Genomic DNA, 16,833 nt, shown 5'->3' with positions numbered 1-16,833 from the left:
AGTTCACCCACACCCGGAGACGGATATGAAAACGGTACTGATCACTGGTTGCTCTTCCGGCTATGGCCTGGAGACTGCCCGCTATTTCCTCGCGCAGGGCTGGAACGTTATTGCCACCATGCGTACGCCGCAGGCAACGTTGTTTCCTGCGTCCCGGCATCTCCAGCTTTTGCCGCTGGATGTCACTGACCCTGACAGCATCGCACAGACCCTGAAAGCCGCCGGACCGATCGACGTGCTGGTGAATAACGCCGGTGTTGGTTTGTTTGGTGCGTTTGAGGTGACGCCGATGTCCACCGTCCGCGATATCTTCGAGACCAACACCTTCGGCGTCATGGCGATGTGCCAGGCGGTGATCCCGCAATTTCGGGCGCGCCGGAGCGGTACGATTATCAACGTGACGTCCAGCGCCACACTGGCCGCCTATCCCCTGGTGGCGGCGTATACCGCCAGTAAGGCCGCCATCGAAGGGTTTACCGGTTCGCTGGAACACGAACTTAACCATTTCGGTGTCCGCGTTAAGCTTGTCGAGCCCGGATATGGCCCGACGACCCGTTTCGCCGCCAATGGTCAGCAGCGAATGCAGGGATTGATCCCGGAAGCTTATGCGTCATTTGCTGGTGAGGTTTTTGACGGGTTTGCGAAAGCCACCGCATTTACGCGGGAGAGCGATGTGGCCGAAGCGGTGTTTGAAGCGGCAAATGATACGTCTGACCGGCTTCGTTTTCGCGCGGGAGCTGATGCGCTGGCATTACCGTAGCCTGCCAGATAATTTTACCCGGGTATAATTGACAACCGCCTGCACCCGCAGTAGGCTGTTATTTTTACCCGGATAAAAAGGTTATCCTTATGACTCGTGTCATCTTAACGGCCTTTCACCAGCAGCGGCAAATCGCGCACGGCAATCTGAGCGAGCTGTTGCAACAGATTCAGGCAACCCGCGTCGGCGAAGAGCCGGTTTTCATCTTTAATGACCGTAACGGCAAGCGGCTGGATATTCATGTTCATGGCGATGAAGCCAGCGCTTTAGCGGTTTATCCGGAGCTGGGGAATCCTCAGAGCGAAGAAACCGCCGTCGTGAAATCCCGCGGCAGACCGAAGCTGGGCGTCTCATCGAAAGAAGTCACCCTGCTCCCCCGCCACTGGGAATGGCTGGCGACCCAGCCGGGCGGCGCATCCGCCACGCTGCGCAGACTCATCGATCAGGCCAGAAAAAGCAATGAACCGGCCGAAAACAAACGTCGCAGGCATGAACGTGCGTATCAGTTTATGTATGAAATCGCAGGCGATCTTCCCGACTACGAAGCCAGCCTGCGGGCATTGTTTGCGGATGATGAAGCCGATTTCACCGCCTGCATCGCGAGCTGGCCGCAGGATATTCGTCACTATGCCTGGCAATTAGCTTTTAGGCAGGACGAGGGAAAATAACGCTAACGATGCGCGCGGAAATAATTAATGGAAACAATACGGGCATTCATATGCCCTTCCTGACTAATTCCGCCGCTTTTACGAATACCTCGTCTTCGACACCATCGCCATTTTGTCTGCCTAATCGCACCAGCTCTTCTACGATAGTATTCCGGTTAATCGCCTTCTGCGCAGAGATCAGGCCGATCACGGCAGCGCCAATGGCGAGCCCCACAAGCCCGGTTTGTTCGTCTTTATTGTTCATGATATATCCCCTGATACCCAAGAAAAGCGTAGCACCAGGTATCAACGGCGCCATTGAAAAATAAAACTCCCGGAATATCACGGTATTCGGCGCAAAGCACAGCTATGCAGGGGTATCCCAGCCATCCAGATGTGAATACAGTGCGTCCCGCAACTGGCGGAGCTGGCCGTTCAGTTGCGCCAGCTCAGCAGGTAATTGCCCTGATGCTTCCAGCAGCGAGTCACTCAGACAGCCCGCCCGGGCCTGCAACTGCCGCCCTTGCTCCGTCAGGGCGATCACCACCTGGCGTTCGTTGTCCGGGTTTCGCGTCCTCTGCAGAAAACCAGCGGCTTCGAGACGCTTGAGGAGCGGTGTCAGCGTACTGGGCTCCAGCGCCAGCTTTTGGGCGATTTTACCGACAGTCTGCTTATCATCCCGCCACAACACATTCAGCACCAGATACTGGGGGTACGTCAGTCCCATCGCATCCAGCAGGGGTTTATAGATCCGCTGAATAGCAATGCCCACCGAATACACGGCATAACACAGCTGGTCATCAAGGGGTGGAGGGGGCGTATTCTTCTTGGTTTTCAATGTCGTCATCTTGCACTCCTGCTCATCGTTACTAAGCATACCACAACAACAACTATCGCGATAAATTTTATCGCTTGACATAAAACAAAGTTCACTCTAGTTTTTATTTATCGCGATAAATGTTATCGCGAACAATCGAGGATTTGACCATGAAGATAAAAACTCTCCTGGCCGCCATTACTGCTACTGTGGGTCTTGCCACGGCCACCCTGGCGGTTTCCGCCGACCGTATTGCCGACACACAAGCTGTGCGTAATGTTGTGCTGGTACATGGCGCGTTTGCTGATGGGTCTGGCTGGCGCGGTGTGTACGATGAACTGACCGGGCGCGGCTACCGGGTGACTATTGTGCAAAACCCGCTGACCTCACTGGCGGATGATGTGGCCGCAACAAAACGTGTCCTTGACCGGCAACAAGGACCGACGATTCTGGTTGGTCACTCTTATGGTGGCACTGTGATCACTGAAGCCGGTGTTGATCCGAAGGTCGCCGGGCTGGTCTATGTGTCTGCGCTGGCACCTGATGTGGGTGAATCGACGGCTTCACAGTTTACGCAAATCCCCCCACCCGCTGAATTTGTTATCGACACGCAGCGAGACGGTTTTGGTTTTATCAATCTGGAAAAATTTAAGACAGGCTTTGCTGGTGATACGAGTGATGCCGATGCGGCATTTTTGCGTGATTCGCAAGTCCCGCTGAATATGGCGAATTTCGACGCTAAAGTGACGCATGCCGCCTGGAGAAATAAACCAAGCTGGGCCATTATCGCCACCCAGGATAAGGCCATCGACCCCAGACTGCTGCACAAAACGGCTGAGCGGATCAACGCCCGGGTCGTTGAGGTGAACGCCAGTCATGTGCTTTTCCTCACCCAACCGAAAGCGGTTGCGGTTGCTGATGCCATCGATAACGCAGCGCAAAGTATTAAGGGTTAAACGCAGAAAACCGCCGGGCCTCCCTGGCGGTTCTGCTAATTTCCGGTCGTGAACAACGTCCCGCGCAACCATTCCATCAGGGTTGTGACCCGCAGGGGTGTATAGCGACGAGTCGGACGAACAATGGACAGAGGGAGGGGTGATGGTGCATAGGGCTGGAGCACCGGTACCAGCACCCCGGCATGAACAGCATCTTCGACGATAAACCACGGCAACATGGTTATCCCGATCCCCTGAATTGCAGCTTCCCGTAACACTTCGCCATTTCCGGCAAATAACGGGAAATGCATATCCGGTAATTCTCCCCCTTCCGTAATTCCCCACTCGCTTCGGGCGGTCAGGTACGAATAACGAAGGCAACGATGCCCTTTAAGATCTGCAGGCGTTTGCGGCGTGCCATATTTCTCAAGATACTCTGGCGAGGCGCAATACAGACGAGGAAGTTCCGTTATCCGTGTACTGACCAGCGTTGAATCCTGGAGTTCGCCGATTCTTAACGACAAATCAATGCCTTCTCCCACGAGGTCAGTAATACGATCTTCCAGCTGGAGCTGAATCATTATCTGCGGGTACTTATTCATAAATGCCGGCAACAGCGGAGACAGTTTTCTGATGCCAAAAGTCATCGGCGCGGCGATGCGAATTACCCCGCTCAGCGTTTCCTGAATACTGGAAAGGCGCTCTTCCGCCTGCTCGAATGACTCAAGTATCTCTTTTACATCCTGAAAAAACTGTTGCCCCGCGGTTGTCAGTTCGAGCTGCCGTGTTGTGCGATTAAGAAGATGAACCCCGAGAGCATTTTCCAGAGAGGAGATCCGACGGCTGATAGACGCGCTGCTGGTTTCCATCTGAACAGAGGCATTATTAAAACTGCCTGTTTCCACCACGGCCACGAAACTGCGTAAGGAAATCAGATCATATTCTTTCATTTTACGTAACGGTGTTTTAACCACCGCCCCATTTATCAGCAACGAAGCGAAATATATCATGCACTCATTATGTGTAGACCAGAGGCGGACAATGACAACCCCTTATCGTGTAAAGAAAGCAAATGTGCTGCATTATCTGCCAGCCAGTGAATACCACCCGGCAGATACTTTTTTTCATTTTTCATTCGCGAATTACTATGACCCGGACAATATGAACTTCGGTGTGCTGCGGGTGATAAATGATGACAATGTTAAACCTCATCATGGGTTTAACCGACATCCTCATAAGGATATGGAAATTGTCAGTTACATCATCGATGGCAAACTGACGCACTGGGACAGTGCCACTCGTGAAGAGGACGTTCTGGAACGCGGACATGTTCAGGCGATCACTGCAGGAAAAGGGGTCTGGCATTCGGAGCTGAATAACGACGATGACTGGTGTCGTTTTCTGCAAATCTGGATTATCCCGCCAGCCCAGGGACTGGAAGTGCGTTACAGAAATCATAAGTTCACTGCAAAGGATCGACGCAACAGGCTGTTGCACATTGTGGGAAGTATCAGCAACGGTGATGCACCGTTGTTACTGAATCAGGATGTGAACATGTACGCCAGTGAACTGGTAGATACTGATCATAAAGTGACATTTGAACTGAAAGAAGGTCGTCAGGCATATATCAACAATGTTGAAGGCAGTCTGACGGTTAATGAAATTGGAACTCTGGATGAACGCGATTCACTGGAAATCTGTGGCCCGACAACACTGACTTTTCGGGCAACAACAGAGCACAGCCATTTTATTGTTATTGAAATGCCAGAATCCGGCGTCTGATATACATCCTCGCCACCCGAGGGAACCAGACTGATTCTGTTATCCGTGAGTAATTTGAGAAATAGATACCATGACGTTATATGTAATTAATAACTGCATTGATTTCCGCGCGGGACAAAACCAGCTGGTTCTGAAAGGTTCCGATATTGTCGCAAAACTGACTTATCCGGCGGCAAGATGTCTTGAGATCATGCTGGAGCAGCACGGGAAGATTGTTTCTCACGCTGAACTTTATCAGAAGGTATGGGAAGAACGCGGGGCTAATACCACGCCGAACACGCTGTATCAGAATATTTCGCTTATTCGCCGTGCGCTTAAGGAAATGATCCCTGATGGAGATAAACTGATCAATACCATCCCCAGAAGAGGATTCCGCATCCATTTTGATGCGGTGGTCAATAAAGTGAAAGTCAGCGATATTCAACCTGTGGTTGCTGATATTATTACCCGCAGTCAGGATATTCAGATGCCAGCAATCCCGACGGGTACTTACAGCCATGATAAGTTGAACATGAATATTGGCGCATTATTATTTTCCAGTATCGGGAAATTCATGACGTCCCTGAGTGTATTAGGTCAGCGGAGTTTCAGATACTGATTGTCAGGAGCAGGGACGCTCCCGGCGTGGTGTCCGGCACTATCAGTAGCATGATGCGGTGAGCTTATTAGTTTTTTGCGTTGTAAAACATGTTTTTTTCGCGCTCAGTTGCTGACTGCCACCCTGACTTACTTGTGTATACCTTAGTACCATCCGCGCTATACAAACCATACATCCATGCATCATATTGACCATGTTCTACCAGTTTTTCCGCATCTCCGGCATCGACAAAATAGGGATTAAACATTATCACGACGTCCGATACGTCATCTAATGGCATCGAAAGGCGTGTGGCCCTCTTCGCCCGGGAATTTGCATCTATATACGTACTGCCGGTTCTTATTCTATTTTCACTTCGATAGTGGTTAGCAAATGCGACCACCTCACTAATTGGGGCAATCTTTTTGTCAGGATCTATTACTGATATTTGTTTTCTAAAATAGTCCTTTTCCGGTTCATCAAACTTCCCCGATGTATCCGCAAGTATCTCAGACACGGTATAACCGTGATTTTCGGTATAGTCATCCAGCGCTGTAGAATATGCTTTCAGTTTCTCGATGTAGACAACATCCTGCTGGTTTTTGTTATACATCAATACGCCATAGCCAGCTAAGCACAACACCAGAAAAACCAATGTAATAAAGCCTATAACTTTTGCAGCGCGCATATCGGGGTTGAGGACCTTGATAATAATGATCACTGGCAGCACAACCAAAAGAAACAGAACTAAATTAAGCATTTAAGATCAACCTGTCATTGTGCCTCGCGGTGACAGCATTTAGCGCGTTATCTGCGCTGTTTATTGGATCTTTGCCCGGCGAATGCCGGTATTCTGGTGGTGGTATCCGGCTTGCAATATCTCATCCAGACAGTGCAGCGCTAATGGCATCCCGGCAGTCCTGATATTTTAGCAGAGCAAGCGGCTTCACGTTTGAGGTTTTTCTGGTCAGGTAATCTGGAAAGGTTATTTCTGTTTTGCTTTAGATATGATCACTGTTCCTGCTTTTCCGGGGCACCTTAAAAGCGGAGCCGGACTTCCCGGCTCCGTTTCTTTCGGGTCTATCACTTACCAGCTGTATTTCACCCCCAGCATGCCCTGGGTGTCGCTGTAGCCTTTGTCACCCATCTGCACACCCACGTTGCCCCACACGGTCAGGCGGTCGTTCAGCTTGCCTTCCACACCGGTGCGGATTTCGGCCAGGTTGCGGGCGCCGTCACGGCTGACCCGGGTGCCGTCCATCTTCACGCCATACGTTTCGGTGTTATGTATCCAGTTCACTTCCACGAACGGCTGGAACTCACGCTGTTTACCGTCATCCATTTTATGGTGACTGTTCAGGTATGTTCTCACCCCGAGACGGGTCTGGATGTTGCCGTCGCCTTCCGTTTCGATGCGGGTGCCGTCATTCCGGGTGTGCGCGTTATCCTTCACGCCCATCCAGGTGACCTGTGCCTGAGGCTGGATATACCAGGTGTTCAGCGTGCCCTGGCTGCCGGTAAACTCACTGGCTTTCAGGGTGTAACCGGCTTCCAGAGAGGCGGTCAGCCCTTTCGATTTGTACTCATCGCTGTCACGGTTCTCGGCGGTCACGCTGCTGTCGAACCAGTTGTACAGCATCCAGCTGTCGACATACGCCCCGGTCTTGTCCGCGCCGTTCTGGTACCAGGTGCCGTACAGACCGGCGCTGTAACCACTGACACGGCCGTCAGAGTCGTATCCGGCACGGCCGCTTCGGGTGTTGCTGTGCTCATTCGCATAGCCGCCCATCACGCCCAGATGCCAGCGGTCAAGACCGTCGGAACTCCACTGGGCGATGTCGCCGCCCAGTTGCAGCACGTAGCGGTTGCTCCGGGTTTTGAGCTGACCGTCACCGGCTGAGGAACGCTCATGGCCGCCGACGTGACGCATCCACATGCTGGTGGTGTTGTCGGTGTACTGCGGTTCACCGAGGCGATCGTGCAGGCGGTGGTTGAACAGCGTGTTAGCTGCGGCCAGATTGCTGATGTAACTACCGGCTTCCGGGCGCAGTGCGTCAGGGGCGGTCGGGTCGACTACTGGCGGTTTTACCGGATCTACAGGATCTACCGGGTCATCCACTGGCGGAGTGTTGCCTTTCCATTTACTGGTCAGGTACCAGTTCTTCGCCGCATCCCCGGTGCCTTTCGCCAGGGTATAGACATACGCCCCGGCTTCGACAGTCCCGGTGGTCAGCGCGAAGTTGCCGGCTGACGTGCCGCCGACCTGAATCATTTCGATACCGTTCACCGTCTGTGCGCCGGTACCGCCGGTGTTGTTGACGCTGACGCGCGTATTACCCGCGGTGTCGCCCTGCACCATCAGTTTGTCCGTCGGCGAATCATCACCACCCAGTTCTGTGTTGAACGCCAGCAGACCGTTGTTACCGGTGTAGTTGCCGTTGACCGTCAGGGTGTTGCCCGGTGTCCCGTCATCACGGGTCAGCAGCACAGAACCGCTGTTGGTCAGGCTGCCACCCACCCGGAAGTCCGTCATCTGCATGGTACCGCCCTGCATGACGTCCACATCTCCGGCGGTGCTGCCGTAACCGGTAAATCTGGCGCCGTCATACACGTTCACCAGCCCGCTCAGCAGGTCCACCGCAGAGGCGACGTCACTACCGAGTGCCAGTTCCCCTTCGGTGATGTCGGTGGTACCGGTGTAGGTCACCATGTCCTGTACCAGCGTCAGGGTGCCGGTACCGGTTTTGGTGAGATCGCCGCTGCCGCTGATGACATTATTGCCAAGCGTCCAGTCGCTGTCCGTATCCACGGTCAGCAACCCGTCATTGTTCACCGACGCCGCACCGAGGTTGTTCTGTTCGCTGACGGTCAGGCTGCTGCCGTCATCGATGTTAAACAGACCGCTGAAGCCGCTGTTGTCGCCACTGACGGTGGCATCCGTGCTGTTCGTTGCATCGACATTACCGAAGCCGCTGATGTTGTTCGCCAGCATGCCGGTCGCGCCGTCCAGCGTCAGGGTGCCGTCATTGTTGATATCACCAGTGCCTGCGCCCTGCGTATCGTTAATGGTCACTTCCGCACCGCTGCTGATGGTGGTGATGGCCGTCAGGCTGCTGTTGGCGCCGTCAATCGCCAGCACGCCGCCATCAACGTTCAGGTTACCGCTGCCAGTCAGGCTGCCGTTGCTGTATCCGCCATCTGCCAGGGTCAGCGTACCGCCGTTCATGTCGAGGACGGAACTGACATCGCCTGCCAGCATACCCGCCACCTGCGCAGTGCCGTTGAGGTCGACTTTTGCACCGCTGTTCATCGTCAGTTTCGCGGTATCGCCCAGCGCGCCATCGACATCCGTACGCAGGGTGCCGCTCAGCACGGTGGTGTCACCGGTGTAATCGTTATCGCTGCTGGAGAGCGACAGCACGTCACTGCCGGTGGTGCTGACAGCCAGATTACCGCTGCCGGTGATGCGGGCGGACTGGTCCGCGGCCGCGCCAGTGGCATCCGGAGTGCCTTCTAGCGTCAGGGTCTGGTTCGCCAGCAGTTCCAGTTCTGTCAGGCCGTAGTTGACGTACAGGCCGTCCTGGTTACCAGAAGTTCCGGCGGTGGTCAGGCGGTAGTCATAGGTGCCTTTCGCCACCGTGTTGCTGCCCTGGGCGATATCCACCTGCGTGGCAGCGGTGATGGTGTTACCGTTCTGGTCCTGCAGCGTCAGGTTACCGCCGCTGCCGGTGACGGTGGTGGCACTGACCAGCCCCAGACCGATGTTAGCGTCATCCTGGGTCATCAGCGACGAGGTGGTCGCCGTGTCATGGCCCGGTACATACGAGTCAGGAATGTTAATCTGCACCGTACCGCTGCCGGACGCATCCAGTTTCCCGGCCGTCACATGACTGGTCGCCACTTTCTGGTCCGGTGCCGTACCGTTGAATGCCATTTCACCCCCGGCGAAGGTGAGACCGCCGATAGCCTGTTCACCGTCCGCCACCGTGATGCTGCTGCCGGTGTTGGCTTTCAGGGTCGCATTCGTCATAGCGGTGGTGTTCACCCCGCCCAGCGCCAGCGTGGCATTGCTCAGGTCCACGGTCCCGATAAAAGAACTGCCGGTGGTGGAAGCAAAGTCAAACGAGGCTCCGCCGTTGTCCACATCAACGGTACCGGTACCGGACAGTTTATTGGCCAGTATCCGGTCAGCAGTACCGTTTACCGCCAGTACCGAGCCGGAATCGATGTCAAAGCCCGCGCCACCGACCGGTTTACCGGCGAGTGAGTAACCATTATCCAGACTGAACAGCGAACCGTGATGCAGGTTCACCTGGTTGTAGTTGTTGATTTGTGCGCCGGTGCCGTCCATGTGGAAGCCCGCCGTCACACCGTCAAATACCACTGTGGAGATGCCAGTGCTGCCGTTCAGGGCGGTAAAGGTGTTGCCGTTACCCAGAATGGTAACCGTATCGTTACCTGTGGAACCACTGATGGTGTTCACGTCGGCACTGTTTGTCAGCAGCACGATATTCCTGCCGCTGCCTTTGAGCGCAATATTGCCGCCGACAGTACCGGCATTCACCGTGACCGCGTTGTTGCCACTGGTGGTGGTGATATTGTTACTGACCGTACCGCTGTTATACACCGTGCCGTTTGCCCCGTTCATCACCATGTCGCCGTTGATGGTCCCGGCGTTGGTTGCCATGGCACCCGCCGCATTCATGGCCAGTGCCGGGCTGCCGGAAGCCGACGCGGTAATCTCCCCCGTAGCCGTGTTGGTGAACGCGGTGGCATTTGCGGTATCGACCGTCGGCGCCGTGGTACTGGCCGAGGTCAGGGTGCCGTGGTTGATGACAGACATGACGCTGTTACCCAGTTTCAGGGCGGAGCCGCCTGCGGCATTGCTCACATTGACGTTCACTGCGGTATCCACGGTGCCGGAGGTGTTTGCATAAATCCCCGTCCCGCCCGCGCCGCTGACGTTAATGGTCAGGTCAGACGAGCCGGACAGGTCGAGGTCGCCGGTGGTGGCGCTGCCGTCGGCGTTCTCAAACGCAATCCCGGTCCCCGCGCCGCTGACGTTAATGGTGCCGCTGTTGGTACTGTCGATGGTGACCGACGTGCGCACCCCGGCGCCGTTCGCCACATCAATGGTGGTGTCGGTCAGTTGCAGGTTCGTCAGGTTACCGGCGTTCTCGATACCGTTACCGGTGGCGCCCGCCGCACTGACAATGATATGCGCATTCGTCACGTCAAGTCCGGTCGCGCTACTGCCGACCAGCACGCCGTCTGCCGACCCGCGGGCTTCAATGGTGCCCGTGCCGCTGCCTGTCAGGTTCAGACTGCCGTCCGCCAGTTCAATGGCGGCACGTCCGTCCGTGGCCAGTACCTTACCGCTGTTGGTGACCGACGAGTTCTGCCCCTGGTCTCCGACCCCGATATACAGGGTTGTGCCTTTGGCTTCAATATTGCCGCGGTTGTCGACATTCCCCCCCATTGCCCTGACGGCGGTGGAGCTGCTCCCGGTCAGCGCGATATTGCCGGTGTTGGTCAGTGTCCCGTTATTCTTCGCGATAAAGGCCATGGCGCCGTCGTTCGTGGAACTGATGTCCGCCGCGTTAATCAGCGCAGCCCCGGTACTGAGATAATCAATCGAACCGTTCTGGGCGTAGGTGTTACCGTCCACCAGACCGGCCATTGCAGCGCCGCCGGTCAGCGTCAGCGTGGCGCCGTTCTCAATGGTGACGGAAGCATTACCGGTGGAGACCACCCCGGTGGCGAGGCTGCCATTCACCGCAAACTGACTTCCGCTCCTGATAGTGGCAGTGGCTCCGTTGGAAGCCTGTACGCCCGTGGCGCCGTTACCGTTCAGGGTGACTGTTCCGGCGGTCATGTTGACGGTGGTGTTCGCGCCACTGGCAATGATACCGGTACCACCGGCACCGATGGTGATGCTGCCAGTGTTATTCCCGCGTGCGCCCGCCTCGACCCGCAGACCGGTGGTGTTTTCCCCGGTGAATACAATGTTCCCGGCGTTGCTGACTTCCGCCCCGTTGCGGGCAATGAAACCAGTGACCGCATCCAGCGCGGAGTTCAGCTCCGCCTCAGTCACCAGCAGGGTGCCGGTACCGAAGCCTGCCGCACCCGCTGCCAGCGTCGCATCAGCCAGCATCCCGGCAACCGGACTACCTACCGGATTATCGTTGATGTCATAACCCTGACCGTCGGCAATCCCGGCCACCGTGCCGGTGGCGGTCATGTTGATGATGGCATCCGACGCGATTTTCCCCTGCGCGCCGCCCTGAATGGTCACGCCGGTGGCGTTCTTCCCTGAGAGATTGATGGTCATGCCACCGGAGTTAAAGGATGACACCTTACCGCTGACCGTATCCAGCCCATTGGCGACCACGATAGTCGAGCCCTCGCCGGAGGCGGTCAGGGCTGAGGCTGCACCCGCACCACCGATAAACCCGGCACCGCCATCGACGCGGAACAGCACGGAATCATCCGTACTGACATCCTGCGCGCCGGTGATGGTGTTGGAGATGGAGGCGGTCGGGCCATTAACGTAGTAGTCGATCTGGTTGATGCCGTAAGCAAAGTTCACCGACCCGGCACCGGAAATGGTCACGTTACCGCCATCACGGGCATGAACATCGATGGCAGCATACGCACCCGGTACCAGCACAACCATCAGACCAGCAGCCTTCGCAGCCTTGCTGACCGCTCTTTTAATTCTGGCGCGTCCGAACTCGGAAGTGACGACCCACTGCATCAGAGTACTGTTCCAGATGACGCGATAAATTTTATTCATATTTCACACTCGTTAAATATTTTAGTCCGCCTGTCTGTTTCATTGTTGTTATCAAAAATACAAATAAATTCGACAGTTTTATTTTATTAAACAATAAACAGACGCCGTCTTTTCAGAAAAACTTTCTGAAAAGCATCTTTATCGCAGTGGGAATTATCATTAAGTGAGGTGGTTTATTTAATCTCCCCATGCATCCCGGCGATGGACAAATCAATAAATACTACAAGGTCGTTATTTTTGGGGGCGTCATGAGAGCACCGACAGGAAACACAATATATCTCCCTTGCCTTTTCCACAGGCATTCCTGCTAAAACGAGCTATAAATTCATTAGCGTTATTTATATTGCATCCAGGATAAAGTTTCACACTACGCTGAGAGCAAGTCAATAGAGGAAAAACAGGCAGGCAAGGTCTTAATAATGCCTCTAAAAAAATTACATACGTAAATTCTTAGTAGTGCTTATTTCATTGAGTTGCTCTGTCACGAATTAAAGAGGCGTGCGGGTTTATATTCAGGAATATTTGTCAATGTCGTAAGAATTTTATTCACAATAAGCGATCTGCTCATTGATTTAGCGACAGCACTATTTGCTAAACGGTGTAATCACCGAAATGTAGCCAGATTGATATAGTTAAGGATCCGCATACTTTTCTCTTCGTCGCGGGTCACCAGGCCCATACACAATTCAGCACCTTCATCCGCTAGAGGGATGAACGCCACCCCGCCGGGCCTGAGGCTGTCAACCGGTTTTGGGAGAACAGAAATGCCCACACCCGCCGCGACAAGGCCAATATGAGTCAAAACTTCAGCGGCTTCCTGAACGACCGTCGGCACGAATCCGGATCGCTGACAAAGCCGTCTGACCAGTTCAGGAACTGCAGCCCCTGATTTTTCGGGGTAAAAGATAAACGGCTCATTGCACACATCCGTAAGGGTCAGAGAATCTGCTGCCGCTTCAGGATGATCTTCAGGCAGAACAACACAAAGCCGGTCATGCCGCAGGATGCGAATATCCAGCCCGTCCTGTCGTGTTCCGGGTGTGAGACGCACATAGCCGACGTCGATTTCCTGATTAAGAAGAGCGTCAAATTGCTGGCGGGAGTACATCTCACAGAGTGAAATCCTGATATCAGGATAACGGCGTCTGTAGGTTTTCAGCGGCTGGCTGAGTTCATCCACAAACAAACCGGTAGTGGTAAAGCCTATCCGCAGCTCTCCCGTTTTCCCCTGCTCGATATCAAGCAGTTCAGCACGCAGACTGCTGCTCATGCGTAAGATTTCCTTCGCCTGAGTGACGAGGTGCTCACCCGCTTCCGTCAGAGCCACACTGCGTCTCGTCCGGTTGAAGAGTCTGACGCCCAGCTCGCTTTCAAGTGACTGAATCTGCTGCGACAACGGAGGCTGGCCGATATTGAGTTTTTCTGCTGCGCGTGTGAAGTGCAGTTCTTCAGCAACTGTCAGAAAATACCGGAGATGGCGAAATTCCACTTATATGTCCTGCTATATAAATCATCGCTTATTTATATATTAGACAGTAAGACAGCGCAATCCTACCATAGCGGCCAATGTGTGTACCGTTGAGAAAAGAACATAATGAACCACGAGCTTTACATACTGCTGCCGGTGGCATTTATTGCCGGGATCATCAACGCGGCAGTCGGCGGTGGCGGATTGATCACGATTCCGACCTTCTATACCACCCTCCCACATTTCACCCCTGCCCAAATCATGGGCATCGACAAGCTCTCGTCTGTGATGGGGCACCTGATGTCTGTCAGGCAGTTCATGACAAGGCTGCGGCTTCCCTGGAAACTGATCCTGCCCACGGCAGTCAGCGCGGTGGTTGGTGCGTACACGGGGATCAGGCTACTGGACTTTATGCCATCCGCATGGATGCGCCCGGTCGTTATCGTCGTACTGGCGATCATGGTGGCTTACACCTGGTTCCGGCCGCAGTTCGGGCATCATGACAGCAGCCAGCCACCTGACCGGGCTGACCTTCTCAAGGGGATCTTGCTGGGGTTTGCGATTGGCTTTTATGACGGATTTATTGGTCCGGGAACGGGAAGTTTTCTGCTGTTCTTGTTTATCCGTTTCTTTCATTTTGATTTTTTGCGCGCCACCGCCTGCGCAAAAGTCGTCAATTTTGGCACGAACTTCGCGACACTATTTTTTCTCATCCCGAACGGTCTTATTCATTATGAGCTGGCTATTCCGCTGGGGATTGCGGCCATTGGTGGCTCGCTTGTCGGCGTACAGATTGCACTCAAGGGAGGAAATCACTGGATACGTCGGCTTTTCCTGTTACTGGCGTGTACGCTGCTGATAAAACTGATATGGGAAACGTTTCACTGACGCGAGTGGCAGATAAAAACGGGAACCCTCAGGCTCCCGTTTTTAGTTAACCCAGCAAGTGGATTACATGTTCGCGATAATCGCGTCGCCAAACTCTGAACATTTCAGCAGCTTAGCGCCTTCCATCAGACGTTCAAAGTCGTAGGTCACGGTTTTGGCTGCGATGGCGCCTTCCATACCTTTCACGATCAGGTCTGCGGCTTCGAACCATTCCATGTGGCGCAGCATTACATACAAAATTTTACAATAACTGTCTGATTTAATTTGAATAAACATTAATATATGGATCTTTTTTTACTTTCGAAGCCAAATACTAATGCATTGATAATACTTAACTTATTTATCGTTTTGGGGAACGCTAAATCCAGTATTTATGCAGTTGAGCGCCCGGCGGTGAAGTGTTCACTTATCCGAGCAATTACTTGATCCGCTTCCCTGCTTCATCAATGACTTGTTCACCATCTTCTTTCGCAAAGGAACCTTTCTGCGGGTTTGGCAGAATATCCAGCACAACCTCAGAAGGACGGCATAGCCGGGTACCCAGAGGAGTCACGACGATTGGACGGTTGATTAAAATCGGGAACTGGAGCATAAAATCAATCAACTGATCGTCCGTAAATTTATCTTCATCAAGTCCCAGTTGCGCATAAGGTTCAACATTCTGGCGTAACAGATCCCTCACCCTAATACCCATCTCTGCAATGAGTGACTCCAGTTCATCACGCGACGGCGGCGTCTCGAGGTAAAGGATAACTGTCGGCTCAACACCGCTGTTACGGATCATCGCTAACGTGTTACGCGAAGTGCCACAGGCCGGATTGTGATAAATGGTAATGTTGCTCATAACGATACCCAATTATTGGTTAAAAGAGAGACGCAGTGCCAGTGCCGCCAGCGTCACAAACAACACTGGCAGCGTCATGACAATACCAGTACGGAAGTAATATCCCCAGGTGACGGTCATATTTTTCTGCGCAAGAACATGGAGCCAGAGGAGCGTTGCCAGGCTACCGATAGGCGTGATTTTCGGCCCCAGATCGCACCCTATTACATTGGCGTAAATCATTGCCTCTTTTATGACGCCGGTTGCCGCGCTGCCATCAATGGAGAGAGCCCCGATCAACACCGTAGGCATATTGTTCATGACAGAAGAGAGGAAAGCGGTAATGAACCCCGTACCCATTGTAGTCGCCCACAAACCTTTATCCGCCAGTAAATTCAGGATGCCTGTGAGATATCCAGTTAATCCGGCATTACGCAATCCGTAGACAACCAGATACATTCCCAACGAGAAAATAACAATTTGCCACGGTGCACCGCGCAATACTTTCCCGGTATCGATGGCGTGCCCTTTTTTCGCAACAGCGAACAAAATGACCGCACCGGTTGCTGCAATAACACTCACCGGAATACCAAGCGGCTCCAGCACAAAAAAACCAACAAGAAGCATTAACAGAACAATCCAGCCAGTACGGAACGTTGCTGGGTCCCTAATCACCTGTGCAGGCTCCCTGAGTTTCTCCAGGTCATACACTGGTGGAATGTCCCTGCGAAAGAACAAGTGCAGCATGACCAGCGTGGCGGCAATTGCTGCTATGTCCACCGGTACCATCACCGACGCATATTCGGTGAACCCGAGCCGGAAAAAATCGGCCGAGACGATGTTTACCAGGTTCGAAACAATCAAGGGCAGACTGGCTGTATCTGCAATGAAACCTGCTGCCATTACGAACGCCAGGGTGACACGTTTGCTGAATCCCAAGGCCAGCAGCATGGCTATCACGATCGGAGTCAGGATCAGCGCTGCACCATCATTGGCAAATAACGCCGCCACTGCGGCGCCAAGCAAAACGATATAAGTGAACAGGAGCCGACCACGGCCATTTCCCCAACGAGAAACATGCAGCGCTGCCCATTCGAAAAAACCAGATTCATCAAGTAAGAGACTAATAATAATGACGGCAATAAAGGTGGCCGTAGCATTCCATACAATATTCCACACAACGGGAATATCGCTAATGCTGATCACGCCACTGACCATCGCCAGCGCAGCACCAATAACAGCACTCCATCCAATACTTAACCCTTTCGGCTGCCAGATTACCAATACGAGGGTTAGCAAAAAAATCACGCCTGCGAGTAACATCACCTACTCCATCACAT

14 protein-coding genes and 1 pseudogene are annotated in these 16,833 nt (G+C 53.6%); 6 read left to right on the top strand and 9 right to left on the bottom strand.

Going from position 1 to position 16,833, the window contains the following annotated elements:
- The first annotated feature begins 25 nt into the window (after positions 1–25).
- Both AOY23_RS06720 and AOY23_RS06715 read left to right on the top strand, forming a co-directional pair.
- Positions 26–760: an SDR family oxidoreductase gene (locus tag AOY23_RS06720; protein WP_054178572.1), complete on the top strand. Its 735-nt coding sequence runs from the start codon at positions 26–28 to the stop codon at positions 758–760.
- A gap of 89 nt (positions 761–849) precedes the next feature.
- The gene (locus AOY23_RS06715) at positions 850–1,428 is read left to right on the top strand and encodes a DUF2239 family protein (RefSeq protein WP_054178573.1); all 579 of its coding nucleotides are present in this window, start codon (positions 850–852) and stop codon (positions 1,426–1,428) included.
- Positions 1,429–1,474: 46 nt separating this feature from the next.
- Here the strand turns inward: AOY23_RS06715 and AOY23_RS06710 are convergent, their stop codons facing one another.
- The gene (locus AOY23_RS06710; RefSeq protein WP_054178794.1) at positions 1,475–1,672 is read right to left on the bottom strand and encodes a hypothetical protein; all 198 of its coding nucleotides are present in this window, start codon (positions 1,670–1,672) and stop codon (positions 1,475–1,477) included.
- A gap of 102 nt (positions 1,673–1,774) precedes the next feature.
- Positions 1,775–2,254, bottom strand: coding sequence for a MarR family winged helix-turn-helix transcriptional regulator (locus tag AOY23_RS06705; protein WP_054178574.1), 480 nt, complete (start codon positions 2,252–2,254; stop codon positions 1,775–1,777).
- 140 nt (positions 2,255–2,394) lie between these two features.
- Here AOY23_RS06705 and AOY23_RS06700 point away from each other — a divergent pair, with 140 nt between their 5' ends.
- Complete coding sequence (locus tag AOY23_RS06700; protein ID WP_200906040.1) at positions 2,395–3,180, top strand: alpha/beta fold hydrolase; 786 nt, start codon at positions 2,395–2,397, stop codon at positions 3,178–3,180.
- Positions 3,181–3,215: 35 nt separating this feature from the next.
- On the opposite strand, the gene AOY23_RS06695 is transcribed toward AOY23_RS06700, so the two are convergent.
- Positions 3,216–4,109, bottom strand: coding sequence for a LysR family transcriptional regulator (locus AOY23_RS06695; protein WP_054178795.1), 894 nt, complete (start codon positions 4,107–4,109; stop codon positions 3,216–3,218).
- A gap of 91 nt (positions 4,110–4,200) precedes the next feature.
- Between AOY23_RS06695 and AOY23_RS06690 the strand changes: the two genes are divergently transcribed.
- Both AOY23_RS06690 and AOY23_RS06685 read left to right on the top strand, forming a co-directional pair.
- Positions 4,201–4,941 carry a pirin family protein gene (locus AOY23_RS06690; protein ID WP_054178576.1) on the top strand — a complete coding sequence of 247 codons (741 nt, stop codon included), beginning with the start codon at positions 4,201–4,203 and terminating at the stop codon, positions 4,939–4,941.
- Between the two features lie 70 nt (positions 4,942–5,011).
- The gene (locus tag AOY23_RS06685; RefSeq protein WP_054178577.1) at positions 5,012–5,539 is read left to right on the top strand and encodes a winged helix-turn-helix domain-containing protein; all 528 of its coding nucleotides are present in this window, start codon (positions 5,012–5,014) and stop codon (positions 5,537–5,539) included.
- Positions 5,540–5,606: 67 nt separating this feature from the next.
- On the opposite strand, the gene AOY23_RS06680 is transcribed toward AOY23_RS06685, so the two are convergent.
- The 3 genes from AOY23_RS06680 to AOY23_RS06670 all read right to left on the bottom strand — a co-directional run bounded on the left by AOY23_RS06680 (position 5,607) and on the right by AOY23_RS06670 (position 13,803).
- Positions 5,607–6,278 carry a hypothetical protein gene (locus tag AOY23_RS06680; protein WP_054178578.1) on the bottom strand — a complete coding sequence of 224 codons (672 nt, stop codon included), beginning with the start codon at positions 6,276–6,278 and terminating at the stop codon, positions 5,607–5,609.
- A gap of 327 nt (positions 6,279–6,605) precedes the next feature.
- On the bottom strand, positions 6,606–12,314 hold the full coding sequence (locus AOY23_RS06675) for an autotransporter outer membrane beta-barrel domain-containing protein (protein ID WP_054181315.1): 5,709 nt from the start codon (positions 12,312–12,314) through the stop codon (positions 6,606–6,608).
- Between the two features lie 604 nt (positions 12,315–12,918).
- The gene (locus AOY23_RS06670; RefSeq protein WP_054178580.1) at positions 12,919–13,803 is read right to left on the bottom strand and encodes a LysR substrate-binding domain-containing protein; all 885 of its coding nucleotides are present in this window, start codon (positions 13,801–13,803) and stop codon (positions 12,919–12,921) included.
- Positions 13,804–13,908: 105 nt separating this feature from the next.
- Here AOY23_RS06670 and AOY23_RS06665 point away from each other — a divergent pair, with 105 nt between their 5' ends.
- Positions 13,909–14,670, top strand: coding sequence for a sulfite exporter TauE/SafE family protein (locus AOY23_RS06665; protein WP_054178581.1), 762 nt, complete (start codon positions 13,909–13,911; stop codon positions 14,668–14,670).
- 63 nt (positions 14,671–14,733) lie between these two features.
- Here the strand turns inward: AOY23_RS06665 and AOY23_RS06660 are convergent.
- The 3 genes and pseudogenes from AOY23_RS06660 to AOY23_RS06650 all read right to left on the bottom strand — a co-directional run.
- A pseudogene (locus tag AOY23_RS06660) lies at positions 14,734–14,901 on the bottom strand (isocitrate/isopropylmalate family dehydrogenase); the annotation flags it as partial.
- A gap of 187 nt (positions 14,902–15,088) precedes the next feature.
- Positions 15,089–15,514 carry a glutaredoxin-dependent arsenate reductase gene (gene arsC / locus AOY23_RS06655; RefSeq protein ID WP_054178583.1) on the bottom strand — a complete coding sequence of 142 codons (426 nt, stop codon included), beginning with the start codon at positions 15,512–15,514 and terminating at the stop codon, positions 15,089–15,091.
- A 12-nt stretch (positions 15,515–15,526) separates the two neighbouring features.
- Positions 15,527–16,816 (bottom strand): arsenic transporter, encoded by a 1,290-nt coding sequence (locus tag AOY23_RS06650; protein ID WP_054178584.1) that lies wholly within the window; start codon positions 16,814–16,816, stop codon positions 15,527–15,529.
- Between the last annotated feature and the right edge of the window lie 17 nt (positions 16,817–16,833).

The organism is Trabulsiella odontotermitis (genome assembly GCF_001297775.1).
Lineage (GTDB): Bacteria > Pseudomonadota > Gammaproteobacteria > Enterobacterales > Enterobacteriaceae > Trabulsiella > Trabulsiella odontotermitis.
The sequence above is the reverse complement of the archived record's forward strand: the minus strand, read 5'-3'. Positions and strand labels throughout refer to the sequence as shown.